Here is a 23,163-nt window from a genome sequence, read left to right as displayed (position 1 = left end):
CCTTTTTTGTGATTTTTTTTTAATTTTCTATCTAAAGCTAAACGCAATACCTAGGTTAGCCGTATTGTACTCCTGTAAGGTGTAACTTCCAAAAAGTTTAAAAAAGCCTAAACTTAATCGTAAGCCAGCAGTTGTTCTCATACTGCCTGCATTAAATTCAGAATCAATAGGGTCTGTTATTGTTTTTGTAAGTGGGCCGTAACTTAAATCATAATCTCCGGTCATTTTAAGCGTAGAGTTTCCTGAACCATACCCAATTCCTCCATAAATGTTTATGATAGGAAAGTTTAATGATGCTATTGCTTGAACAGTGTAAGCATTTAGTTTAAACTCCGCTAATCCATTTTGAACAGCAACAGCTCCAGTACTGTTAATGTTATAATCAACTGTCATTGTTGTGTATGCCGCAAGTAAAGATACATGCAAAGGTGTTTTACCTATTGGTCCAAACCAATCTGTAATCTCTTTTTTTAATCCTACACCTAAAAGACTTGCTTCAACATCATCAGAGCCATAACCTGACTTTGGAGCGAATCTTAAACTAACTTCAAAATTAGCTGGTAAGCCCATGCTAAACTGCATTGCGGGCGCAGGAACAGCACTTATAGGAAGGCTTTCTTTAACTCCGCCTGGCGCATTAAATGTTGTGCTATATGTGACATTATTTTCTACAAAATTAACAGTAGTTAAAGGGTTGTTGTTTTCCGAACCTGCAACTGAAGCAGCAGTAATGGAGCCTGCGTTGATCGATGTTAATCCTGATAAGCTAAATATTTCGTCTTTTCCTGGCACTATGGATGCATTTGCACCAATAGTAAAGTCAAATCCAAATGTCTTATGAACTTTTGCGGTATGGTACCAGCCATTATTCATGCTAAAAATCAAGCCTTTCATGGCTGGATTTATATAGGCTTCAATTAATTTAGACCTATCATTATTATCTGCTAAAAGGTATCCTTCAAAGCCATCTTGGGCTTTCGTTTTAAACGATAGGGCAAATATCACTATAAAAATTAGAATATACTTTTTCATTTTGTGATCGATTTTGATTAATATTTTAAACTTGGTATTGTTAGCTAAGATATAAAAAAAAAACACACTCCTATTTTTAGAGTGTGTTATCTTAATATGATTTTTAATAAACTAGATATCTATTTTAGCATATTTTGCATTTTTTTCAATAAAAGCTCTACGTGGCGGAACTTCATCTCCCATTAACATAGAGAAAACTCTATCCGCTTCCGTTGCGCTATCAATAACAACTTTACGTAATGTTCTAAATTCTGGGTTCATTGTAGTATCCCAAAGTTGGTCTGCATTCATTTCTCCAAGACCCTTGTAACGTTGAATACTAGCAGAGCCTCCCATTTGATGCACAAGCACATCGCGTTGATGATCATCCCAAGCATATTCTCTTTTTTGTCCTTTTTTAACTAAATATAAAGGCGGTGTTGCAATATAAATATAACCTTGCTCTACCATTTCCCTCATATATCTAAAAAAGAATGTTAAAATTAAAGTTGCAATATGTGATCCATCTACATCGGCATCACACATAATAACTACTTTATGATATCTAACTTTTGATAGGTTTAAAGCTCTGGGGTCTTCTTCTGTTCCTATAGAAACGCCCAATGCAGTAAACATATTTTTGATTTCTTCGTTTTCAAAAACTTTATGCTGCATCGCTTTTTCAACATTCAAAATCTTCCCACGAAGTGGTAAAATTGCTTGAAAATTTCTATCACGACCTTGTTTTGCTGTTCCACCTGCCGAATCTCCCTCAACAAGGAAAATTTCGCATTGTGCAGGATCAGTTTCCGAGCAGTCAGATAATTTACCAGGTAAACCACCAATGCTCATTACCGTTTTACGCTGCACCATTTCACGTGCTTTTCTTGCAGCGTGTCTTGCAGTTGCAGCCAAAATTACTTTTTGAACTATAATTTTTGCATCATTAGGGTTTTCCTCTAGATAATCAGTTAACATTTCTGATACTGCTTGGGACACTGCAGAAGTTACATCTCTGTTTCCTAATTTTGTTTTTGTTTGCCCTTCAAATTGTGGTTCTTGAACTTTTACAGAAATAATTGCTGTTAAGCCTTCTCTAAAGTCATCACCTGCTATTTCGAATTTTACATTTTTTAATAATCCAGAGTCATCTGCATATTTTTTTAACGTACTTGTTAAGCCACGTCTAAAACCAGCTAAGTGAGTTCCTCCTTCATGCGTATTAATATTATTTACATAAGAATGTAAATTTTCTGCATACGAAGTGTTGTAAACCATGGCAACTTCAACAGGAATACCATTTTTTTCACCTTCCATAGAAATTATAGTGGAAGTTAATTGTTCACGAGTAGAATCTAAATATCGTATAAATTCTGGTAAACCTTCGGTACTGTGAAAAACTTCTGTTGGAAAATTACCTTCATCATCCGTTTCACGTTTATCTGTTAATGTAATTGTAATTCCTTTATTCAAATACGATAATTCGCGCATACGAGATGCTAAAGTATCATAGTTAAATTCAGTTGTTTGCGTAAAAATAGATTTGTCAGGTAAAAAAGTAACAACGGTTCCATTAAAATCAGTTTCTCCAATAGTTTTTACTGGATATAATGCTTTTCCTTTAGAATATTCTTGTTGCCAAAGTTTACCATCTTTATGAACAGTTGCTGTTAAATGTTCTGATAATGCGTTAACACAACTTACACCAACACCATGTAAACCACCAGAAACTTTATAAGAATCTTTATCGAATTTACCACCAGCACCAATTTTTGTCATTACAACTTGTAATGCAGAAACCCCTTCTTTTTCATGAATTCCCACAGGAATTCCACGACCATTATCTCTAGTGGTTACAGAATTGTCTTCATTAATGGTAACGTTAATCGTATCACAATAACCACCCATTGCTTCATCAATAGAGTTGTCTACAACTTCATAAACTAAATGGTGTAAACCTCTAACACCAACATCTCCAATATACATGGATGGACGCATTCTTACATGCTCCATTCCTTCTAATGCCTGAATACTCGAGGCATCATAACTATGTTTTTTTCTTCGCTCATTATAAAAGTGACTTGTTAATTTTTTTAGGTTGATGTAATCCGTCTTAAAAAACGATTTTATTAAACTCAAATTTACGATTTTATCATCTTTTTTAAAGCATTTTTAGCGATTTTGTTTTAAAATTATCAACATTTGTTAAAAACGATAAAGTCTCTTAAATGACTTAAAAACGATTTTATTTTTAATTTATAAAATTTTAAGTTGGCTTGAGGTTTGATGAAATCAAAAAATGGCTTAGATGTGAAATTTTGCAATTAAGTTTTACTTAGATTATTCTTGAATTATTCTTTTTTTGATTGATTTAGAGATGAAAAATCAATACCTTTCAAATTAAAAGGAAGTGCAAATTTTACAAAAATAAGTGTAGTTATTGATGGAAATAATCCTTTAAATACAGAATAATAAAACTCATTCCATTCAGAAATGTTTGGGCTAGATATTTCTGTAAATAGTAATTCTCCATAAGGTTGTGATGTGCAGAAAAGTGTCATCAGAAAATTAAATCCTAAATAAAACCTTAAAGGCATAAATATTGATTTGGTTTTGTTAAATGTGTATGCCCAAACATAGCCTGTAAAACCAGTTATTATAAAAATTTAAATTAAAGGAATAATAGGTCCATTTATCATTCCGTAAGAAAACCAATGGTAAATTCCGAATGTAATTGCTGATAAAAAAAACCTTTTTGTACGCCAATTTTTTAATCAAAATATAAAGAAGTGCGCCTCTAAAAGCTAAATCTTCTGTGAGTGCAGATTTTAAATGATATATAAATGAGTCAAAAAACAAGTTGTAATTTAACTCGCTTTTTCATTTTCCAATCAACAGAAAGAAGAACACTTTCTATGTAAATAGTTAAAAGTGTTATCAGAATAATAAATAAAAACCCAACTATAAACTCAACAAAACGTTTGCCATTTGGATTGATTCCTAAAACATCAATGCTTTCATTTTCAATAAAATGTAAAAGAAGCCAAGAAACCACTATAATTACTAATAATCCTAACAAAATAAATAAGATTTAAAAAGGTTAAATTGATTTTCAATTTAAAACAAAAAGCCTCACTTTCGTAAGGTTTTAAAAATTATATTATGAAGTTCATGAAATTTTTATTAAGTTCTTGTGATTTTCGTATTCATTTTTTTACTTTTTTATCTGATAAAGGAAAAGGGGGTTAAATTAACAACTCCTAGTTAAAAGGTATTAAATAAACTATTACTATTATGTGAAATTTTTATAAAAAACATCCGTATTTGCTTAAATAATTAACGCTTCAATTATGTTAAGCTAACAAGCTTTTAATATCACAAGCATAAATTTGAATTCTATAACAACCCTTTAAATTCAAAAATAATGCACTTTAAATTTTTATTTACAATATCTATATTTTTTAGTATAATCAATATTAATGCCCAAAATACTGGTGCATTAAAAGGTACAGTTTTAACAGAACAAGGTGAGCCAATTATGGGAGCTAGTATTTTGGTAAAAGGTTTATCTATGGGAACAACTTCTGATATTAAAGGAGCGTTTTTGTTAGAAAGAATACCTAACAATACGTACGTAATTCAAGTATCATATATAGGTTACAATACAATTACAAAACAAGTAGTAATTACAAAATCAGAAACTATTCAGAACTTTATATTAAAAGAAAGTTCTTACATGTTAGAAGGCGTTGTAGTAACATCGCAAAAAAGAGAGCAAAAAAATAAAGATGTTCCTATTGCAATTACTTCTTACGGAACAGATTTTTTAGAAAATCAAGGAACTTTTGAATATGATGCTTTGTCTGAATATGTACCAGGTTTTCAAGTACAAATTCAAAGTGTTAATAATCCAGGGATCGTAGTTAGAGGAATTACAAGTGATAGTGGGGATTCTAGAGTAGAGCCAAGAGTTTCTATTTTTCAAGACGGAGTTTCAATTAGTAAGTCTAGAGGTTCTGTTGTAGAGTTATACGATATAGAACGTGTAGAAGTTCTAAAAGGACCACAAGGAACTTTATTTGGCAGGGGTGCTCAAATTGGGGCAATGCACATTATTCAAAATAAAGCAAAAAACGAAATATCGGGTTCTGTAAAATTAGGATACGGTAATTTTAATCAGTTTTTAGCAACAGGACATTACAACGCTCCTTTAGTAGATAATAAATTATTTTTTAGAGCCGCTGCAATTTATAATGGAAGAGATGGTTTTATTGAAAATATATCTGGTGGAGATTTAAACGGAAAAGAAACTTTAGCTTTTAGAACGTCATTTAAATACTTGCTAAATGACGATACAAGTTTAGATGTAATTGCAAATTGGCAACAAGACACACCTCCAGGAACTTCTTTTAAAAGTGGAACTTATGCGCCTTTAGGTGGCGATACAAATCCAAATACCTTTGCTGATTTAGAAAGAGGTGAAGATTTAGGTTTAGACCGAACTGTTTGGGGTGTAACAGCAATTTTAAAACACGGCTTTAATGATGTTTGGGATTTAACTTCTACAACTGCCTATAGAGAATTTGATTCTAACGAGGCTTTTGATGCAGATGGAACAGTTGCGCCAGCTTTATTTTTTAATGAAATATCAAAAGGAAAACAATTTAGCCAAGAATTTAGATTCAATTTTGATACTGATGATAAATTTAGAGGTTTTTTTGGAGCTAATTTCTTTTATGAAGATGGTTCGCAAAGTGTGCCCTGGGAATATAATGAGAGAAGTGTAGCAATGTTACTTTTAAATCCTACTTTTCTGCTATCTAATGGAGTAGCAGTTTTAGCGCCTTCTATACCAAATGATCCAAGTACATTTGGTCCAATTGCAGGAGCACCTTTAAATTCATTTAATAAAGAAACTTTTACAAATTTTGGGGAAAATTATTCTGGCGATATTTTTGCAGATGCTTCTTATGATGTTACAGATAAATTATCATTTACATTAGGCTTAAGAGCAACATTAGAAAATATTAATGCTTCTTATGAGGTTATAGATACAGAAGTACCGTCTGTTTTAGGGTATTTGTCAGGTAATTATCCAAATACATTATTTGCACCAACAAATGGTAAAATAGAAGCTAGTGATAGCTTTTTATCAGCAGTGGGGCGTTTTGCAGTAAATTTTGCAGTAAATGAAGAAATTACATTATTTGGAACAACTTCTAGAGGAAGAAGACCTAACGTAATCAATGTTACAGCAACAGAAACTAATATTTTATCTGATGAAATTGTTTGGTCTTATGAAGTAGGTGCAAAATCATTATTCTTAAATAATAGTTTACAATTCGATATAAATGCTTACATGTATGACTATTCAAACTTTCAAACATCGGTAGCTAAATTAGAGGATGGAGTTTTAACAAATATTACACAGGATAGTGGTAATTCAAGTTCTTTTGGTTTTGAAGTAGCTTTGCAATATGCTTTTTCAAAAACTTCAAGCTTTTTTGCTAATTATGGTTATATAGATGCTTCTTTTGATGATGAAGATTCTGATGGGAACCCACAAGAATTAGCGGGAAATACATTTAGATTAACACCCGAAAATTCATTTTCAGCTGGTTTTAATATCAATTTAGAGATCCATAAAAATTTAGGTTATTTCTTCAGACCTACATATACTTATAAGTCTAAAGTGTTTTTTGAAGAAACAAATTTACCTGAGATTTCGCAAGATGGATATGGTTTGTTAAACTTTAGAACAGGTCTTATTGTTAACAAAAATTATGAAATTAACTTTTATATGACTAATGTTTTAGACGAAGAATTTATTGTTGACGCAGGGAATACCGGCGGTGCTTTTGGCATACCAACCTTTATTGCCGGAGCTCCTAGATTTTTTGGATTACAAGTAAAAGCAAAATTTTAACAACACTTAAATAAATAAAAAAGCTATTTATTATGCAAAAAACATTTTTAACTGCGCTATTATTAATCGCCTTTAATTTTGAAGTTATAGGTCAAGAAGTAAAAACGATAACGACAATTGAGAGTATTGTAAATACGAAAGAAATTAGTAACAAAAACATCAAGCCAAATAATCAAGCAAAAATTATTTGGGCAGAGAATTACAAGCAAAAACAAACTGATATTGCATTTGTATATTTACATGGTTTTGGAGCGAGTAGTAGAGAAGGTGAGCCAATTATGAGTCAGCTTTCTGAAAAATACAATGCCAATATATACATGTCTCGTTTAAAAGAACATGGCATGAGTAGAGAAGATAATTTTAAAAACTTAACGCCAGAAAATTATATAGAAACTGCAAAAGAAGCATTGTTAATAGGTAAAATAATTGGTAAAAAAATAATTTTAGTAAGTACTTCTACAGGAGGTTCTTTAAGTTTAAAATTAGCATCAGAAGATAGTAACGATATTTTAGGATTAATTTTGTATTCTCCTTTTATAGATCTTATAAACCCTGCATTTAAAATAATTGTTACACCAGAAGGTAAAGCTGGTTTTGTAAAAATGAATGAAGGAAGTGAAATTATGAAACAAGAAAGACCAGAAGAAGAAGCTAAATATTGGTCTACAATTTATCATATAGATGGTTACAAAGCTTTGATAAATATGGTCACTAAAAATATGAATCCAACTACTTTTTCTAAAATTAAAATTCCGGCATTTGTTGGGTATTATTATAAAAATGAAAAAGAACAAGATCAGGTGGTTTCTGTGCCCGCAATTTTAAAAATGTTTGATGGTTTAGGAACTCCTACTGATAAAAAAGTAAGAGTTGCTTTTCCAGAAGCGGGGAATCATGTAATTGCTTGCGATTTAAGGTCTAAAGATTGGAAAAATGTATACAATCAAACAGTTGCTTTTATTGATGAAGTAATTTTAGAGAAAACAAAACAATATAGTTTCGATTTACAAGGTCATAGAGGAGCAAGAGGTTTATCGCCAGAAAATACCATTCAAGCTTTTGAAAAAGCATTAGATTTAGGTGTAAATACATTAGAATTAGATGTTGTTATCAGTAAAGATAATAAAGTAGTTGTTTCTCACGAACCTTGGTTAAATGAAGAAGTTACTTTAGATGCAAAAGGAAGAAAAATTACAAAAAAGGACGCTTTGGCTTTTAATATTTATAAAAATAAATACAAAAAGATAAAGAGTTACGATGTTGGTTCTATTGGAAATCCGAAGTTTTTAGAACAAAAAAAAGAGAAAGCTTACAAACCATTATTATCTGAACTGATTACTTTCGCTGAGGCTAAAAATGATCAAATTCGTTACAATGTAGAAATTAAAAGTACGCCAAAAGACGAAAAAAACGGATTTCAACCTTCTGTTGCAGAATTCTCTGATCTTGTAATAGAGCAATTAAAAAATGCGAAATTATCATTAGAAAAAATAACGGTACAAAGTTTTGACCCTAGAGTTTTAGGATACATTCATAAAACGTACCCAGCATTTACCTTGGCATTTTTAACATATAAAAATGATTTTGAAACGAATATGAAAATGTTAAGTTTTAAGCCAAAAATTTACAGTCCTTATTTTATTTTATTGAATAAAGAGGAGGTAAAAAGGATTCAAAGTAAAAAGATGAAAGTAATTCCATGGACCGTTAATAAAAAGAACGACATAGTAAATTTACTTAAAATGGGAGTTGATGGTATTATTACAGATTATCCAAATATTGCAATTCCTTTAAGAAAGTAATTTGTTATTTTAAAAGGAGTAATGTTTTGTTTTAAGAATAAAAAAATCCTGCTTTTTAGCAGGATTTTTGTGTTTATAAAATTTATGAAAATTAATTATTTTCTCATAATTTTCACATTCATTTCCTCTACTTTTTTATCGGATAAGATAGAAGGTGCATTAAATAATAAGTCTTCAGAGGAACCTGTTTTAGGGAACGCCATCACTTCTCTAATAGAGGCTTTCTTTTCTAAAATCATCATTAAACGATCAATTCCCCAGGCAATTCCTCCGTGAGGTGGCGCGCCATATTGAAAAGCTTTGTGCATTGTTCCCACGCTTTTTAGCATTTCCTCTTTATTGTAACCCATATTTTTATAGGTTGCTTCTAAAATTTCTGCTTTGTGCGCACGAACAGATCCGCCGCCAATTTCATAACCGTTTAAGATTAAATCGTATTGTTGCGCAATGATGGTTCCTATTTCGTCATCATTGTTGTTCATGTGTTTTTCCAAATCGTAAATTGCTGGCATAGAAAACGGATTGTGAGTAAACGTCCATCGTCCTTCCTCCGTTCTTTCAAACATTGGGAAATCAACGACCCACGCAGGTCTTAATTCCTTGGGATTGATGAGTTTTAAAATGCGTCCCATTTCTTGACGTACCGCATCTAGCGCTTTATTTGCAGTTGCATAATCTGCAGCTGAGAAAAATACAATATCACCAATTTGAGCATTCGTAGCTTTTATAATATTCGCTGCAATTTCTTCACCTAAAAACTTAATAATGGGCGATTGCAACTCATTTTCATTGACAATAATATACGCCAAACCGCCTAAGCCATTTTGCTGCGCAATGGCAGTTAAGTTTTCAATTTGACCTTTAGACATTCTTGTATTGCCTTGTTCTTTCGCAGAAACTTTAATACATTTTACAATTCCGCCATCATCAATAGGTTTACTAAAAACTTGAAAAGTAGTGTCTTTTACAATGTCTGTAATATCTTGCATTTGCAACCCGTAACGTAAATCTGGTCTATCACAACCATATTTATCCATTGCATCTTTGTAAGTAACGATTTCAAACGGATGTAAAATCCATTTTTTTCCATAGATTTTATGAACAACCTCGTTAAACATTTTGGTGTTTAAATCGATAATTTGCTGCATACTTGCAAATGCCATTTCAATATCTAATTGTGTAAATTCTGGTTGACGATCTCCACGTGAATCTTCATCTCTAAAACAACGTGCAATTTGAAAATATTTCTCAAAGCCGCCCACCATTAGCATCTGCTTAAATTGCTGCGGCGCTTGTGGTAACGTATAAAAAGCACCCGCTTGTTTTCTAGTAGGAACAATAAATTCTCTTGCGCCTTCATCAGTTCCTGCAGTTAAAATTGGCGTTTCAATTTCTAAGAATTCTTCTTCGTCTAAAATATCACGCAATAATTTTATAACTTTATGACGATTCACAATTGCTTTGCGAACGTCATCATTTCTATGGTCTAAAAATTTATACTGAAAACGAATATTTTCATTCGATTTTGTTGCTTTTTTAATTTCAAACGGAAGTGTTTTCGATAAGTTTAAGATTTCTAAAACGGATGTTTCTAATTCAATTTTACCAGTTCTTAAACCAGCATTATAATCATCCTCTTTTCGCTGAACGACAATTCCAGTAACCGTAATTACAGTTTCTGGTTTTAATTTTACCAATTCATCTAAATTAGGAAACGTTTCTCTACTTAAACGCACTTGAAAAACTTGATTGCTTGAATCGCGTAAATCAATAAAAATTAATTCACCGTGATCACGAACACTTGCTACCCAACCTGCTAAAGTAACTTCCTCCTTAATAGCAGCTTCTGATAATTCTGAAATCTTGTGGGTCCTGTATTCTTCTTTTATGACAATCGGAATTTGAGGAAGAAGTTCTTCTTCTTGGTTCTTCGTTTTTGCTTGTTCACTATTTGCCTTTTGCTTTTCGCTATTGGAAGTTTGTTCTTTGCCAAAGGCTAATGGCTTATTACTAATAGCCAACAATATTTCTTCACGAATCACTTTTCCAGAAGCACCTTTGCCAATAATAGCAATTACTTTACCTACAAGAATTCCTGCTTTTCCTTGGTTTCCTGCTTTAATATCGCTAGCAATTGATTCGTTTTCAACAATTACTTTTAGAACTGCATCTTTAATAGAATCTTCGGATATCGTATTATCGTCAAAATACTTTTTATAATCAAAAGTTCTGTCTTTTAAGTATGAAGTAATTCCGTTTTGAACCAAAACAGAAGTAATTTTATCATCTTTAAATAATTGAAAAATTTCAGTTAAATGTTTAATGCTATGAATATTTGCATATTCATCTGCGCCAATATTATTTACCAAAGTTTTGGCAACAAAAGAAGGATCATTAACTATAGTGTTAATAGCAATAAAAGTTTCAGAACGTAAAGAATCCGCAGTAAAAAACTTAGCATCTTGCGGTAAAACGCCACCTTTTATCAGAATAGATTCTACTGCAAAAGGCAAAGAACTTACATCAACTTTAATACTTTCTACAACTTGCTTAATGTTTACAAAAGGCAAATCTGGCTCAGAAATAAAACGATAATCCGCTTCAAATTCTTTTGTACGCATGGTTTTGGTTTGCTTTAAATCGGCATCCCATAAAACCGTTGTTTGCTCTGGTCTAAATTCTTTATGTGCTATGTAATAATTTAATTGTTTTTCAATTTCTTCCTTCAACGCATCCACCATAAACTTAAACGAATTCAGGTTTTTAATCTCTGTTCTCGGATTTAAATTATAAGTATGTTTTTTTCGAAGTGATACAGAAACATCCGATTTAAATTCCCCTTTTTCAAGATTTGCTTCGGATATTTTTAAGTTTTGAACAATTCTCTGAATATATTGTGCATAGGTTGATGCATCTTCGATATGACGAATACAAGGATCTGTTACAATTTCGATTAACGGCACACCTGCTTTGTTAAAATCGACCAAAGAAATTTTCTTTTCGTGCATCAATTTTGCCGCATCCTCTTCTATATGAACTTGCGTTAAACTCACTGTAAACTGCGAGCCATCATTTCTAAAACAAGAAACTTCACCATCCGGAATTACAGGATTATGAAACTGTGTAATCTGAATATTTTTAGGGTTATCCGGGTATTCGTAATGTTTACGATCCCAAGAAATTACCTCATTTGAAAAAGTAGATTTTACTGCTTTTCCAAAATAAATTGCCTTTGTAATCGCTTCTTTATTTATAGAAGGCAAAACACCCATTTGTCCTGTACAAACAGCACATATATTTTGATTAGGCTTTTCTATTTCTTGATTTGCGCAAGAACAGAATAACTTCGATTTTGTATTTAAACGAACGTGTGTTTCAAGACCTATAACTAATTCTAAATCGTGTTTTTTTAATAAATCATTTAAGTGCTCCAATTCCATTATATCGTATCTTTTAAGAAGTTAGCAAACTTCAAAACGAGTTCGTCATTATTTTTTGCAGCCGTAATTTGCAAGCCTGTTGCTGTTCCTTGCGGAATTGTTAACGTTGGTAATTGCCCTAAACTAAAACCAACGGTATATGCATCCGATAAATACATTGCTAAAGGATCTTTTAAACTATCGCCAATTTTAGGCGGTTTATTTGGGGTAACTGGCGATAAAATGATATCAACTTCTTTAAAGTCTTTTTCAAAATTCTCGGCAATTTGATTTCTTAAATTCAATCCTTTTAAATAGATTTCATCAGAAAAACCTTGCGATAACACTTGATTTCCACCAACAATTCTACGTTTTGTTTCTTCGGAAAAGTTTTCTGAACGCGTTATTGAATACGTGTCTTTTAAATTCTCACCTTCAATTCTTTGTCCGTAATTTGTACCATCTAATCTTGATAAATTAGAAGCAGTTTCTGCCATTGCCAGTGTGTAATAAGCAGAAACTAAGGTGTCAGCTTCAAAGAAATCGAGTTCTTTGACCTGAATTCCTGTCGCTTTTATTTTTTCGATGGATGCTAAAAAGTCTGATTTTATCTCAGGGTCAATTGCATCAGTTTCTATAAAGTTTTTAAAATATCCAACCGTTTTTATTTCATCCGCATTTAAAACAGCCGATGCTGAAATTGATTCTGATGAATAGCTAGTTTGATCTTTTACATCTTTGCCACTCATCACATTTAAGACAAGTCTAATATCTTCAATGGATGTTGTAATTGGGCCAACACAATCTGTTGAGGATGCATACGCCATTAAACCAAAACGAGAAACTCTTCCGTAAGTAGGTTTAAATCCGAAGACATTATTATATCCTGCAGGTTGACGAATTGAACCTCCTGTATCTCCACCAATTGAAAAAACGGTAAAGTCTTTTGCAACGTTTACAGCAGATCCTCCACTTGATCCACCTCCAACTAAATCGGTATTTGCAGCATTTTTTACAGCTCCGAAAATCGTGTTTTCAGAGGATGAACCGTGTCCAAAGCTATCGCAATTTTCTTTTACTAACGGAATTGCGCCAGCATCTAACAATTTTTGAATGGCAGTTGCTGTGTACGGAGATTTGTAGTTTTTTAGTAAATCTGAGCTTGCGGTAGCTAAAGTGCCTTGCAACATGTAGACATCTTTAATTCCGAAAGGAATTCCTTCTAGCAAACTAATATCTTCTCCGTTTTCAATTCTAGCATCCACTTTTTCAGCTAAGCCTAAAGCTAGTGTTTCTAAAAGTGAATTGACGGTATTGTGTGTGTTCGATTTTAATAAATCTAATCTGTCTTGTATCAATTTTGTACAAGTTATCTCTTTGTTCCTCAATTGCTGATGAATCTTGTGTATTTGCGACTCCATAACTATTCTTCTATAACCTTAGAAACAACTAAATAGCCATTTTTTTCTTTCGGAAAGTTTTCAATAATGAGTTGTTTTTCGACGATCGGACTATCAATAACAATATCTTCTCTTAAATCATCTAAAGAAACCGCATTACTATGATTTTTATTAAAAGAGTTACTATTTGTTGAATTGGCATTTTTAATTGCTTCAAATAATTTATTCACAGACTCAGATGGCTGCGCTCCTTTAATACTAGACAAAATGTCTACAGTCATAATTTTACTCATCCTTTTCTTGTTTTAGTTTACATCAAAACTTCAAGGGGGCAAAACTACAAAAGTTTTGACTCTGATTAAAGTACAATATAAAGAAAAAACACCAATAATTTAAGTTATAAATCATTGGTGCGTTAATTAATTCAGTAAATTCAAATCAAACAAATGTTTGTGCTACAAAAAAACGATTTTTTATTCTTTTTCGAAATAGAATTCGTTAAATATGTTATAGTTTATAACTAATTAATATAATTTAGTATGTAGATGTAATGTAAATTGGTTTTTTTTAGAAGATTTGTTTTTCATTGTAAATTAATATAAAAAAGTTAAAATAAATTTGTTCAAGTAGAATTTGCTTTCTACATTTGTAGCCAAATGAAAAAACAACTAAACATATGGTGGTGGAACTCTCTTAATTCATAAGTGAGAACTAAACCTATACGTAAAAAATATAAAAAAGGCTTATCTCACGATAAGCCTTTTTCAATTCTATAAAATGAAAAAAACACACTTTAAAACAATTTTTAAAACGAAAATAGCAGATACAGTGACACCTGTAGGCTTGTATTTGCGATTTAGAGATAAATTTGCAAATACACTTTTGTTAGAAAGTTCTGATTATCATAGTAAAGAAGAAAGTTTTTCTTTTATCGCTATTGAACCAATTGTAACCATGAAAGTTGACGATTATCAGTTTACGGTTTCTCATAAAGGAACACAAATCGATGCGCAACCAATCGATAAGAATTTTTATCAACTATTTGATAAATTTACAAATTCAATAGATTTAGAGTGTCCGGCGGAATTAAAATCATTTAATGGTTTATATGGATATACAACATTTGATTCTGTTCAATATTTTGAGAATATTAAATTCACAAATAAGAAAGCACCTTCTGCGATTCCGGAAATGCAATACAGTTTCTATCGATTTATTATCGCCATCAATCATTTTAATGATGAAATGACGTTGATAGAAAATATCGAAGAAGGCACAGAATCTCGTATTAACGAAGTTCAAACGATTATAGATGCGCAAGCATTTAATACACAGAAATTTGAAATTGTTGGCAAAGAAACGTCAAATGTAACCGGCGAAGAATTCAAAGAGTATGTGGTAAAAGCAAAATCGCATTGTAAAAGAGGTGATGTTTTTCAGTTGGTATTGTCACGCCAATTTCAGCAAAAATTTAAAGGAGATGAATTTAACGTCTACAGAGCATTGCGTTCTATAAATCCTTCGCCATATTTGTTTTATTTCGATTATGGTTCTTTTAAATTAATGGGTTCTTCACCAGAAGCACAGATTAAAATTTCTGAAGGAAAAGCAACGATCAATCCAATTGCTGGTACGTTTAGAAGAACGGGTGATATGGCAGAAGACAGAAAGTTGGGTAAAAAATTATCCGAAGATAAGAAGGAAACTGCAGAACACGTAATGTTGGTCGATTTGGCGAGAAACGATTTAAGTAAACATGCTGATAATGTTACCGTTGAGGTTTTTAAAGAAGTACAATATTTTAGTCATGTAATTCATTTAGTTTCTACGGTGAGAGGAAAAATTAAAGGAAATCCCATCGAAATTGTTGGTGATACTTTCCCAGCCGGAACCTTAAGTGGTGCGCCAAAATACAAAGCGATGGAACTAATTAACAAATATGAGAATCAAACACGAGGCTTTTACGGAGGCGCTGTTGGCATTATCGGTTTAGACGGTTCTGTGAATTTGGCAATTGCCATTCGTTCGTTTGTAAGTAAAAATAATGTATTGTATTCGCAAGCAGGTGCAGGAATTGTTATTCATTCTGATGAAGAAAAAGAATTACAAGAAGTAAATAATAAGTTAGCAGCGTTAAATAAAGCGTTAATTTTAGCAGAGAATATTTAGGGCGTTCAAGCGGGCTTTTCACTATATCTTTTTATTTTAAAAAGAAAATAAAAAGGATGCCGTTTCAATCCCTAACGCAAATTGAGATTTAAGTTATTACGAGGAGTTTTTCCGACGAAGTAATCTCTTAATTAATAAACAGATTGCCACAGCAAATGAAAAATTTGCTTCGCAATGACAATTAGAAAGAAATATGAAAATATTAATTTTAGACAATTACGATTCGTTTACCTATAATCTTGTTCACATGGTAGAAAAAATTACAGGAAATTATCCTGCAGTTTTTAGAAATGATGAAATCAGTATTGAAGATGTAAATAATTATGATGTAATTATGCTATCGCCAGGACCCGGAATTCCTGATGAAGCAGGAATTTTAAAGGACGTCATTAAAACCTACGCAGGCGTAAAACCAATATTTGGAGTTTGTTTAGGTTTACAAGCAATTACAGAAGTTTTTGGTGGGAAAATCATCAACCTAGATAATGTTTTTCACGGAGTTGCAACGGAAATGAGGGTCTCAGACCCTTCTGCCATTATTTTTAAAGATGTTCCAGAAACATTTTTAGCAGCACGGTATCATTCTTGGGCAGCAACAGACGAAAATTTTCCAGAAGAAATACAAGTAACAGCAAGGGATGAAGATGGATTAATTCAGGCAATTGAACATAAAATATTTCCAATTTCGGCAGTACAATTTCATCCAGAATCTATTTTAACAGATGTTGGTGAGCAGTTATTAAGAAACTTTATAAATAGTATTAAAAAGTAAGCAAACAAAACGTTGATAAACTTTAGAGGTAACTTTGCATAATAGTATTGGTGTCTTTAAATTTTTAGAATTCAATTTAAATGAAAGCAATTTTAAATAAATTATATAATCACGAAAGATTGTCCAAATCTGAAGCAAAGCAAGTGTTAATAGATATTGCTGCAGGGAACTATAATGATGCACATTTAGCGTCATTTATGACGGTTTTTATGATGCGCCCAATTACGGTTGATGAACTTTCTGGTTTTAGAAATGCACTAAAAGAGTTGGCCATAAAAGTAGATTTATCAGATTATAATACCATTGATATAGTTGGAACAGGTGGCGACGGAAAAGACACGTTCAACATCTCAACCTTAACTTCTTTTATCGTTGCAGGAACTGGTCAAAAAGTAGCAAAACACGGTAATTATTCGGTGTCTTCACAATCTGGTTCTTCGGATATGTTAGAAAGTTTTGGATACAATTTTACGAATGATGAAGGTATTTTGAGAGAACATTTAGAGAAAGCAAATATTTGTTTTTTACATGCTCCAAAATTTCATCCAGCAATGAAAGCGGTTAGTGCAACAAGAAAAGCATTGGCGTTAAAAACGTTCTTTAACATGTTAGGACCTTTGGTAAATCCGAGTTCGCCAAAAAATCATCTATTAGGAACTTTTAATTTGGAAATTGCGCGTTTGTACAATTACATTTTACAAGAAGAAGATATTAATTACGGAATTATTCATGCCTTAGACGGCTATGATGAAATATCCTTAACAAGCGGATTCAAGTTTTTCACTAAAAAAGGAGAACAAATTATAAACCCGGAAGATTTAGGACAAAAAAGAATTCAACAGGCAGAAATTTTTGGAGGAAATTCGGTTGCAGATGCTGCTAAAATTTTTAAATCAATTTTAGAAGGAAAAGGCACCGAAGCGCAAAATAATGTGGTGCTAACAAATGCTGCGTTTGCATTAACAATTGTAGATGAAACAAAGTCTTTTGAAACTGCTTTTGAAGAAGCAAAAGGGTCGCTTTTAGGATTGAAGGCAAAAGAGTGTTTATATAAATTAGTAAGTTTATAATTAAAACGTCATAACGAACGAGGTTAAGAGTGAAGTAATCTGTTAATTTAAAAAGATTGCTTCGTTTCTCGCAATGATAAAAAAAATGGCAAAGAAGAAAAATAATTTAATTCTAATTATTCCAGCTTTTCTATTGATGGGAATGGCACTAGGAATTCAGACTCAAAGTGTGTTAAAACAATCAATTATTGGTTTGATCGTGGGTATAGTTGTTTACTTTTTTTTGAGTTACAGAAATAAGAAAATAAATAGTAATAAATAAAACGTCATTCCGAAGGAAGCATGACTGAAGAAACCTTTCGATTAAAATGAACAGGTTGCTTCGTTCCTCGCAATGACAGAAGAAATAAGAAATGACAATACTAGATAAAATAATCGCATTCAAGAAAAAGGAAATTGCTAAGATAAAAGCAGAAGTTCCTGTTCAGAAATTAGTGCAAAGTCCTAGTTTTAGTAGAGCAACTTTTTCATTAAAAAAGTCTTTATTAGAAGTTGGTTCAACCGGAATTATCGCTGAATTTAAGCGTCAATCACCCTCCAAAGGAATCATCAATGACACAGCAACAATTGCTGAAGTTACCAATGGATATTTAGACGCAAATGTGGCAGCGCAATCTATTTTAACGGATACTTCTTTTTTTGGAGGAACGATGGCAGATTTGATGGAAGCTAGAGTGATCAATCAACAAAAACCAATTTTAAGAAAAGATTTTATTGTTGACGGATTTCAAATTGTGGAAGCGAAAGCAATAGGAGCAGATGTAATTTTATTGATTGCAGCTTGTTTAACATCCGCAGAATTAAAAAACTACGGAAACCTAGCAGCAGATTTAGGAATGGAAGTTTTATATGAAGTGCATACACAAGAAGAATTAGATAAAATTAACGATTTAGATAATAAAATTATAGGAATCAATAATAGAAATTTAAAGACTTTTGAAGTTGATTTAGAACATTCAATTAAGTTGGCAAGTCAGATTCCAGATTCATGTATTAAAATTTCAGAAAGCGGAATTTCTGATCCAAGAATTATTATGGGATTAAAAGAATATGGTTTTCAAGGATTTTTAATTGGTGAAACGTTTATGAAAACGGAGGACCCTGGTGGAGCTTGTATGGAATTTATTAGTCAGATTAGATAGAAAAAAGTGTACCTGTTTAATTGTTGAAAAGTAGCTTCAAAGAAAACACAATTTTAGAGTTTGAGTAAACACAATAATACAGTTAAACAAATAAAAGATTAAACAATATTCATAATGAAGTTAAAGGTTTGTGGAATGAAATACGCAGAAAATATCCAACAAGTTGCAGCATTGCAACCTGATTATCTGGGCTTTATTTTCTATGAAAAATCAAAAAGAAACTTTGAAGGTATTATTCCGGAACTCCCAAAATCAATAAAAAAAGTTGGTGTTTTTGTAAATGAGTATTTAGAAATTTTAGTTTCGTTGGTAGAAGAATATCAATTGGATGCGGTTCAATTACATGGCGATGAGTCTGTAGAATATGTAAAAGAACTACAAATTCAATTATCAGAAAGAAGAGCTCTATTTATTGAAGAAAATAAACATCAGAAAAAGGAAAAGAATAAACATTTTATTTCTGATGAAAAAGTGGAAATTATTAAAGTATTCGGAATTAAAGATGAATTTGATTTTGATGTTTTAAAACCGTATTTAGACTTTGTAGATTACTTTTTATTTGATACCAAAGGAAAAGAAAGAGGAGGAAATGGCGTACAATTCGATTGGAAAGTGTTAGAAAAATATCCTTTTGAAAAACCATTCTTTTTAAGTGGAGGTATCGGTTTAAGTGATATTGAAGAAGTTGAAAAAATAGTGAATTCAGATTTACCTATTTATGCATTGGATGTAAATAGTAAGTTTGAAAATGAACCAGGAGTTAAGAAAATAGAAGAAATAAAGAAATTTAAAAAAAGTTTAACGGTTTAATTGTTTGAGACGTTTAAACAAATCAATAGTTACACGATTACACAAATAGGAGAGATATGAAATCAAAATTTCAACCAGATGAAAACGGATATTTTGGACAATATGGAGGCGCATTTATTCCAGAATTACTGTATCCAAATGTAAAAGAATTAGCGGATAATTACGTGCAAATTATCCAGTCTGAGGAGTTTCAAAAAGAATACAAATCTTTATTAAAAGAGTATGTTGGTAGACCAACACCTTTGTATTTAGCAAAAAGATTATCTGAAAAGTATGGTGCTCACATTTATTTAAAACGTGAAGATTTATGTCATACAGGAGCTCATAAAGTGAACAATACGGTTGGGCAAATTTTAATAGCTCAGAAATTGGGGAAAACTAAAATTATTGCAGAAACAGGAGCAGGGCAGCATGGAGTTGCTACGGCAACAGTTTGTGCGTTAATGGGCCTAGAATGTACTGTTTTTATGGGCGAAAAAGACATTGTTCGTCAAGCACCAAACGTTGCTAGAATGAAAATGTTAGGTGCAAAAGTGGTTCCTGCTACAAGCGGAAGTAAAACCTTAAAAGATGCAACAAATGAGGCAATTCGCTATTGGATTCAGCATCCAGAAACGTTTTATTTAATAGGTTCTGTTGTTGGGCCAGCGCCGCATCCAGATATGGTAGCGCGTTTGCAAGCTATTATTTCTGAAGAAATGAAATGGCAATTAAAAGAGAAAACGGGTAAAGAAAATCCGGATACAATTATTGCCTGCGTTGGTGGTGGAAGTAATGCTGCGGGTGCTTTTTATCATTATTTAGATGATGAAGATGTAGAGTTAATTGCTGTGGAAGCAGCTGGTTTAGGAGTTTATTCGGGCGAAAGTGCTGCTACTTCTCAATTAGGACAAGTAGGAATTATTCATGGAAGTAAAACCATTTTAATGCAAGATGAATATGGGCAAATTGTAGAACCGTACTCTATTTCTGCAGGTTTAGATTATCCGGGAGTTGGGCCTTTACACGCTTTTTTATATGAAACTAAAAGAGCTAAATTTATGAGTGCTACAGACGACGAAGCACTAGAAGCTGCTTTTGAGTTAACTAAAATAGAAGGAATTATTCCTGCCTTAGAAACTGCACACGCCTTAGCTGTTTTATCAAAAATTAAGTTTAGAAAAGACCAAGTTGTAGTGGTGAATTTATCGGGTAGAGGAGATAAAGATTTAGAAATATATATAAAACATTTAAAAGAATAATGAACAGTAACTTAGTATATATTGAAAAAGAATTAGCCGGTTCAAGGAATGAATTAAAAAATCATTCTCTGTATAAAAAGTTGCATACTCTAGAAGATGTGCAAGTTTTTATGAGTCTTCACGTTTTTGCAGTTTGGGATTTTATGTCACTTTTAAAAGCATTACAAGTAAATTTAACCTGTGTATCCATTCCTTGGATGCCAGTTAAAAATGCGGAATTAGCTCGTTTTATAAATGAAATTACGGTAGCAGAAGAAAGTGATTTTGATGCCCATGGAGTAATTAAAAGTCATTTTGAAATGTATCTAACTGCTATGCAAGAAGTGAATGCAGACCCAGGTAAAATGAACGAATTTATAAAAGTGTTACAAGCAAACACTTCTGTTGAGAAAGCATTGGAAAATTTGGAGATTCCTAATGAAGTAAAAGAATTTGTTAATTTTACCTTTGATACCATAAAAACAAATAAAAGTCATTTAATTGCTTCTGCATTTACTTTTGGTAGAGAAGATGTAATTCCTGATATGTTTATTAATATTATAGAGAAAGCTTCTTTGGATAACAATAAATCCTATGACAGTTTTATGTATTATTTAAATAGACATATTGAATTGGATGGCGATGAACACGGACCTTTATCCTTAAAAATGATTACTGAATTATGTGGTAATGATGCACAAAAATGGACGGAAGTTTTAGAGACTGCAAAAAAAGCATTGCAATTAAGAATTAACTTGTGGAGTTCTATTGAACAACAAATAATAAATAGAAATTAAAATTATTGATATGAACTCAATACAAGAATTATTTCGAAAAAAAGATAAAAATTTATTATCTATTTATTTTACTTGTGGATATCCAAAATTAGATGATACTTTAAAAGTCATTTCAGGGTTAGAAAAAAGTGGAGTAGATTTCATTGAAGTTGGCTTGCCGTATTCTGATCCTTTAGCAGATGGGCCAACAATTCAAGAGAGTAGTCAAAAAGCCTTAGAAAACGGAGTTAATTTAGACATTATTTTTGACCAATTGTTAAGTATTAAAGAGACTAATAAAACACCTTTGGTTTTAATGGGGTATTTAAATCAATTGTTAAAATATGGCGAAGATAGATTCTGTAAAAAGATGATTGTATGTGGTATTGACACTTTAATTATTCCTGATTTACCCATGGTAGAGTTTGAAAATCACTATCAAGAATTATTTGATAAATACGGAATTACAAATATATTTTTAATCACTCCTCAAACATCCGAAGAAAGAATTAGAAAAATAGATGCTTATTCGAAAGCATTTATTTATGTAGTCGCATCCTCTTCTATTACTGGCGCAAAAGGAGAAATTTCGAGCAATCAAATAGCTTATTTTGAGAGAATTAAGGCAATGAATTTGCAAAGTAAATTAATTATTGGTTTTGGTATTTCTGATAAATCAACCTTTAATACAGCTTGTAACTATGCGCACGGAGCAATAATTGGTTCTGCATTTATTAAGAATTTGGGAATGAATGGAGTCGATAAAATTAATGATTTTATAAAGCCAATTATTTCGTAGACAAAAAAAAAGCGAAACTTCTAAGTTTCGCTTTTTTTTTATCTTAAATTTTTAGTTTACGCTAAATAGTTTGATATCAAAAATTAAAACTGCTCCGCCTGGAATTGTACCTCTTCCGTTAGCACCATAACCTAACTGATAAGGAACTATTAAAATTCCTTCTCCGCCTTCATTAAAAAGTTGCAAACCTTCTGTCCAACCTTTAATTACTTGATTTAAGTTCGCAGTAAATCCGTTGGGATTTTGGTCAAAAACAGCACCATCTAAAAAATAGCCTTTATAAGCAACAGTAACATTTGCACTGCTATTAGTTGGTCTTTTTCCTGTACCTTGTTTTGTAATTACATAATACAAACCAGTACTAGTTTTTTGAGCATTTAAATTATTATCCGCAATATATTTTATAATATCTTCTTCCGTTTGAAGTTCAAAGTTCGTGTCGTTTTTTGAACAGGATATAAACAGAAGTAACGAGAAAAATAAATAGCTATATGATTTCATGTGGGTCTTTATAATTTTAAGCGAATATAAAAGAAATACAAATCATTTTATAATTTTAAAAAAGAAAGTATTCACAATTTTATTTTATATTGTGGTATCAAATAAAAAAAACATGGAATTACCAAAAAGAGCTGGAGAAGGACCTTTGCCAGTTGAGTTAGAACAAGGAAAAAACTATGCTTGGTGCACTTGTGGATTGTCTGAAAACCAACCATTATGCGATGGGAAACATAGAGGTTCAGGAATGAGTCCAAATGTGTTTACAGCAGAAAAAACAGAAACAAAGTATTTATGCGCTTGTAAAGTAACTAAAAATCAACCTTTTTGTGACGGTTCTCATAAATAG

At 31.8% G+C, this 23,163-nt stretch carries 20 protein-coding genes; 12 read left to right on the top strand and 8 right to left on the bottom strand.

The genetic code is table 11. From position 1 onward, the window contains the following. Nucleotides 1–27: 27 nt before the first annotated feature. The 4 genes from BST83_RS12810 to BST83_RS20735 form a co-directional block, all read right to left on the bottom strand. Nucleotides 28–1,032, bottom strand: a complete 1,005-nt coding sequence (locus BST83_RS12810) for a DUF6588 family protein (RefSeq protein ID WP_104810123.1) — start codon at nucleotides 1,030–1,032, stop codon at nucleotides 28–30. A gap of 111 nt (nucleotides 1,033–1,143) precedes the next feature. Continuing rightward, nucleotides 1,144–3,114: a DNA topoisomerase (ATP-hydrolyzing) subunit B gene (gene gyrB, locus BST83_RS12805; RefSeq protein WP_104810865.1), complete on the bottom strand. Its 1,971-nt coding sequence runs from the start codon at nucleotides 3,112–3,114 to the stop codon at nucleotides 1,144–1,146. A gap of 248 nt (nucleotides 3,115–3,362) precedes the next feature. Then, the gene (locus tag BST83_RS20740) at nucleotides 3,363–3,608 is read right to left on the bottom strand and encodes a hypothetical protein (RefSeq protein ID WP_240614751.1); all 246 of its coding nucleotides are present in this window, start codon (nucleotides 3,606–3,608) and stop codon (nucleotides 3,363–3,365) included. 251 nt (nucleotides 3,609–3,859) lie between these two features. Next, complete coding sequence (locus tag BST83_RS20735; RefSeq protein WP_240614750.1) at nucleotides 3,860–4,090, bottom strand: hypothetical protein; 231 nt, start codon at nucleotides 4,088–4,090, stop codon at nucleotides 3,860–3,862. A 345-nt stretch (nucleotides 4,091–4,435) separates the two neighbouring features. Between BST83_RS20735 and BST83_RS12795 the strand changes: the two genes are divergently transcribed. Next, nucleotides 4,436–6,937: a TonB-dependent receptor gene (locus tag BST83_RS12795; RefSeq protein WP_104810122.1), complete on the top strand. Its 2,502-nt coding sequence runs from the start codon at nucleotides 4,436–4,438 to the stop codon at nucleotides 6,935–6,937. A gap of 32 nt (nucleotides 6,938–6,969) precedes the next feature. Continuing rightward, the gene (locus BST83_RS20730; protein WP_240614749.1) at nucleotides 6,970–8,739 is read left to right on the top strand and encodes a glycerophosphodiester phosphodiesterase family protein; all 1,770 of its coding nucleotides are present in this window, start codon (nucleotides 6,970–6,972) and stop codon (nucleotides 8,737–8,739) included. A gap of 95 nt (nucleotides 8,740–8,834) precedes the next feature. On the opposite strand, the gene gatB/aspS is transcribed toward BST83_RS20730, so the two are convergent. Genes gatB/aspS through BST83_RS12775 form a run of 3 tightly spaced genes read right to left on the bottom strand, consistent with a single transcriptional unit; the run spans nucleotide 8,835 to nucleotide 13,851 of the window. After that, nucleotides 8,835–12,179, bottom strand: a complete 3,345-nt coding sequence (gene gatB/aspS, locus BST83_RS12785) for a bifunctional amidotransferase subunit GatB/aspartate--tRNA ligase AspS (protein ID WP_104810121.1) — start codon at nucleotides 12,177–12,179, stop codon at nucleotides 8,835–8,837. After that, nucleotides 12,179–13,579, bottom strand: coding sequence for an amidase family protein (locus BST83_RS12780; protein WP_104810120.1), 1,401 nt, complete (start codon nucleotides 13,577–13,579; stop codon nucleotides 12,179–12,181). The genes gatB/aspS and BST83_RS12780 overlap by 1 nt, the downstream gene beginning before the upstream one ends. Before the next feature lie 2 nt (nucleotides 13,580–13,581). After that, a complete protein-coding gene (locus tag BST83_RS12775; RefSeq protein ID WP_205853584.1) occupies nucleotides 13,582–13,851 on the bottom strand; it encodes an Asp-tRNA(Asn)/Glu-tRNA(Gln) amidotransferase subunit GatC in 270 nt (89 codons plus the stop codon). Nucleotides 13,852–14,335: 484 nt separating this feature from the next. On the opposite strand from BST83_RS12775, the gene BST83_RS12770 reads away from it, so the two are divergent. The 9 genes from BST83_RS12770 (at nucleotide 14,336) to trpA (ending at nucleotide 22,316) form a co-directional block, all read left to right on the top strand. Beyond that, nucleotides 14,336–15,727 carry an anthranilate synthase component I family protein gene (locus BST83_RS12770; protein WP_104810118.1) on the top strand — a complete coding sequence of 464 codons (1,392 nt, stop codon included), beginning with the start codon at nucleotides 14,336–14,338 and terminating at the stop codon, nucleotides 15,725–15,727. A gap of 193 nt (nucleotides 15,728–15,920) precedes the next feature. Beyond that, entirely contained in the window at nucleotides 15,921–16,499 is a 579-nt protein-coding gene (locus BST83_RS12765; protein WP_104810117.1) for an anthranilate synthase component II, read from the top strand. An 80-nt stretch (nucleotides 16,500–16,579) separates the two neighbouring features. Next, nucleotides 16,580–17,569, top strand: a complete 990-nt coding sequence (gene trpD, locus BST83_RS12760; protein ID WP_104810116.1) for an anthranilate phosphoribosyltransferase — start codon at nucleotides 16,580–16,582, stop codon at nucleotides 17,567–17,569. A gap of 85 nt (nucleotides 17,570–17,654) precedes the next feature. Then, nucleotides 17,655–17,831: a hypothetical protein gene (locus tag BST83_RS19925; RefSeq protein WP_170062789.1), complete on the top strand. Its 177-nt coding sequence runs from the start codon at nucleotides 17,655–17,657 to the stop codon at nucleotides 17,829–17,831. Between the two features lie 91 nt (nucleotides 17,832–17,922). Then, nucleotides 17,923–18,711, top strand: coding sequence for an indole-3-glycerol phosphate synthase TrpC (gene trpC / locus BST83_RS12750; protein ID WP_104810114.1), 789 nt, complete (start codon nucleotides 17,923–17,925; stop codon nucleotides 18,709–18,711). Nucleotides 18,712–18,825: 114 nt separating this feature from the next. Then, a complete protein-coding gene (locus BST83_RS12745) occupies nucleotides 18,826–19,521 on the top strand; it encodes a phosphoribosylanthranilate isomerase (protein WP_496559616.1) in 696 nt (231 codons plus the stop codon). A 56-nt stretch (nucleotides 19,522–19,577) separates the two neighbouring features. After that, nucleotides 19,578–20,762, top strand: a complete 1,185-nt coding sequence (gene trpB, locus BST83_RS12740; protein ID WP_104810112.1) for a tryptophan synthase subunit beta — start codon at nucleotides 19,578–19,580, stop codon at nucleotides 20,760–20,762. Beyond that, nucleotides 20,762–21,538, top strand: coding sequence for a DUF3050 domain-containing protein (locus BST83_RS12735; RefSeq protein ID WP_104810111.1), 777 nt, complete (start codon nucleotides 20,762–20,764; stop codon nucleotides 21,536–21,538). The genes trpB and BST83_RS12735 overlap by 1 nt, the downstream gene beginning before the upstream one ends. Nucleotides 21,539–21,548: 10 nt before the next feature. Beyond that, nucleotides 21,549–22,316 carry a tryptophan synthase subunit alpha gene (gene trpA, locus BST83_RS12730; RefSeq protein WP_104810110.1) on the top strand — a complete coding sequence of 256 codons (768 nt, stop codon included), beginning with the start codon at nucleotides 21,549–21,551 and terminating at the stop codon, nucleotides 22,314–22,316. Between the two features lie 51 nt (nucleotides 22,317–22,367). On the opposite strand, the gene BST83_RS12725 is transcribed toward trpA, so the two are convergent. Then, nucleotides 22,368–22,817 (bottom strand): FKBP-type peptidyl-prolyl cis-trans isomerase, encoded by a 450-nt coding sequence (locus tag BST83_RS12725; protein WP_104810109.1) that lies wholly within the window; start codon nucleotides 22,815–22,817, stop codon nucleotides 22,368–22,370. A gap of 112 nt (nucleotides 22,818–22,929) precedes the next feature. On the opposite strand from BST83_RS12725, the gene BST83_RS12720 reads away from it, so the two are divergent. Beyond that, the gene (locus tag BST83_RS12720) at nucleotides 22,930–23,163 is read left to right on the top strand and encodes a CDGSH iron-sulfur domain-containing protein (RefSeq protein WP_104810864.1); all 234 of its coding nucleotides are present in this window, start codon (nucleotides 22,930–22,932) and stop codon (nucleotides 23,161–23,163) included.

The sequence above is a fragment of the Polaribacter filamentus genome (assembly GCF_002943715.1).
GTDB lineage: Bacteria > Bacteroidota > Bacteroidia > Flavobacteriales > Flavobacteriaceae > Polaribacter > Polaribacter filamentus.
Note: the sequence above shows the minus strand (reverse complement) of the source record. Positions and strands in the feature narration are given on the sequence as shown.

What these genes read in the sequence shown, in the direction of transcription:
- BST83_RS12765 (WP_104810117.1), top strand. Translation starts at nt 15,921, where the DNA reads ATGAAAATATTAATTTTAGACAATTACGATTCGTTTACCTATAATCTT.
- BST83_RS12775 (WP_205853584.1), bottom strand. Translation starts at nt 13,851, where the DNA reads ATGAGTAAAATTATGACTGTAGACATTTTGTCTAGTATTAAAGGAGCG.
- BST83_RS12720 (WP_104810864.1), top strand. Translation starts at nt 22,930, where the DNA reads ATGGAATTACCAAAAAGAGCTGGAGAAGGACCTTTGCCAGTTGAGTTA.
- BST83_RS12735 (WP_104810111.1), top strand. Translation starts at nt 20,762, where the DNA reads ATGAACAGTAACTTAGTATATATTGAAAAAGAATTAGCCGGTTCAAGG.
- BST83_RS12780 (WP_104810120.1), bottom strand. Translation starts at nt 13,579, where the DNA reads ATGGAGTCGCAAATACACAAGATTCATCAGCAATTGAGGAACAAAGAG.
- BST83_RS19925 (WP_170062789.1), top strand. Translation starts at nt 17,655, where the DNA reads ATGGCAAAGAAGAAAAATAATTTAATTCTAATTATTCCAGCTTTTCTA.
- BST83_RS20740 (WP_240614751.1), bottom strand. Translation starts at nt 3,608, where the DNA reads ATGCCTTTAAGGTTTTATTTAGGATTTAATTTTCTGATGACACTTTTC.
- trpD (WP_104810116.1), top strand. Translation starts at nt 16,580, where the DNA reads ATGAAAGCAATTTTAAATAAATTATATAATCACGAAAGATTGTCCAAA.
- gatB/aspS (WP_104810121.1), bottom strand. Translation starts at nt 12,179, where the DNA reads ATGGAATTGGAGCACTTAAATGATTTATTAAAAAAACACGATTTAGAA.
- BST83_RS12770 (WP_104810118.1), top strand. Translation starts at nt 14,336, where the DNA reads ATGAAAAAAACACACTTTAAAACAATTTTTAAAACGAAAATAGCAGAT.
- BST83_RS12745 (WP_496559616.1), top strand. Translation starts at nt 18,826, where the DNA reads ATGAAGTTAAAGGTTTGTGGAATGAAATACGCAGAAAATATCCAACAA.
- trpB (WP_104810112.1), top strand. Translation starts at nt 19,578, where the DNA reads ATGAAATCAAAATTTCAACCAGATGAAAACGGATATTTTGGACAATAT.
- BST83_RS12795 (WP_104810122.1), top strand. Translation starts at nt 4,436, where the DNA reads ATGCACTTTAAATTTTTATTTACAATATCTATATTTTTTAGTATAATC.
- BST83_RS12725 (WP_104810109.1), bottom strand. Translation starts at nt 22,817, where the DNA reads ATGAAATCATATAGCTATTTATTTTTCTCGTTACTTCTGTTTATATCC.
- BST83_RS12810 (WP_104810123.1), bottom strand. Translation starts at nt 1,032, where the DNA reads ATGAAAAAGTATATTCTAATTTTTATAGTGATATTTGCCCTATCGTTT.
- trpC (WP_104810114.1), top strand. Translation starts at nt 17,923, where the DNA reads ATGACAATACTAGATAAAATAATCGCATTCAAGAAAAAGGAAATTGCT.
- trpA (WP_104810110.1), top strand. Translation starts at nt 21,549, where the DNA reads ATGAACTCAATACAAGAATTATTTCGAAAAAAAGATAAAAATTTATTA.
- BST83_RS20730 (WP_240614749.1), top strand. Translation starts at nt 6,970, where the DNA reads ATGCAAAAAACATTTTTAACTGCGCTATTATTAATCGCCTTTAATTTT.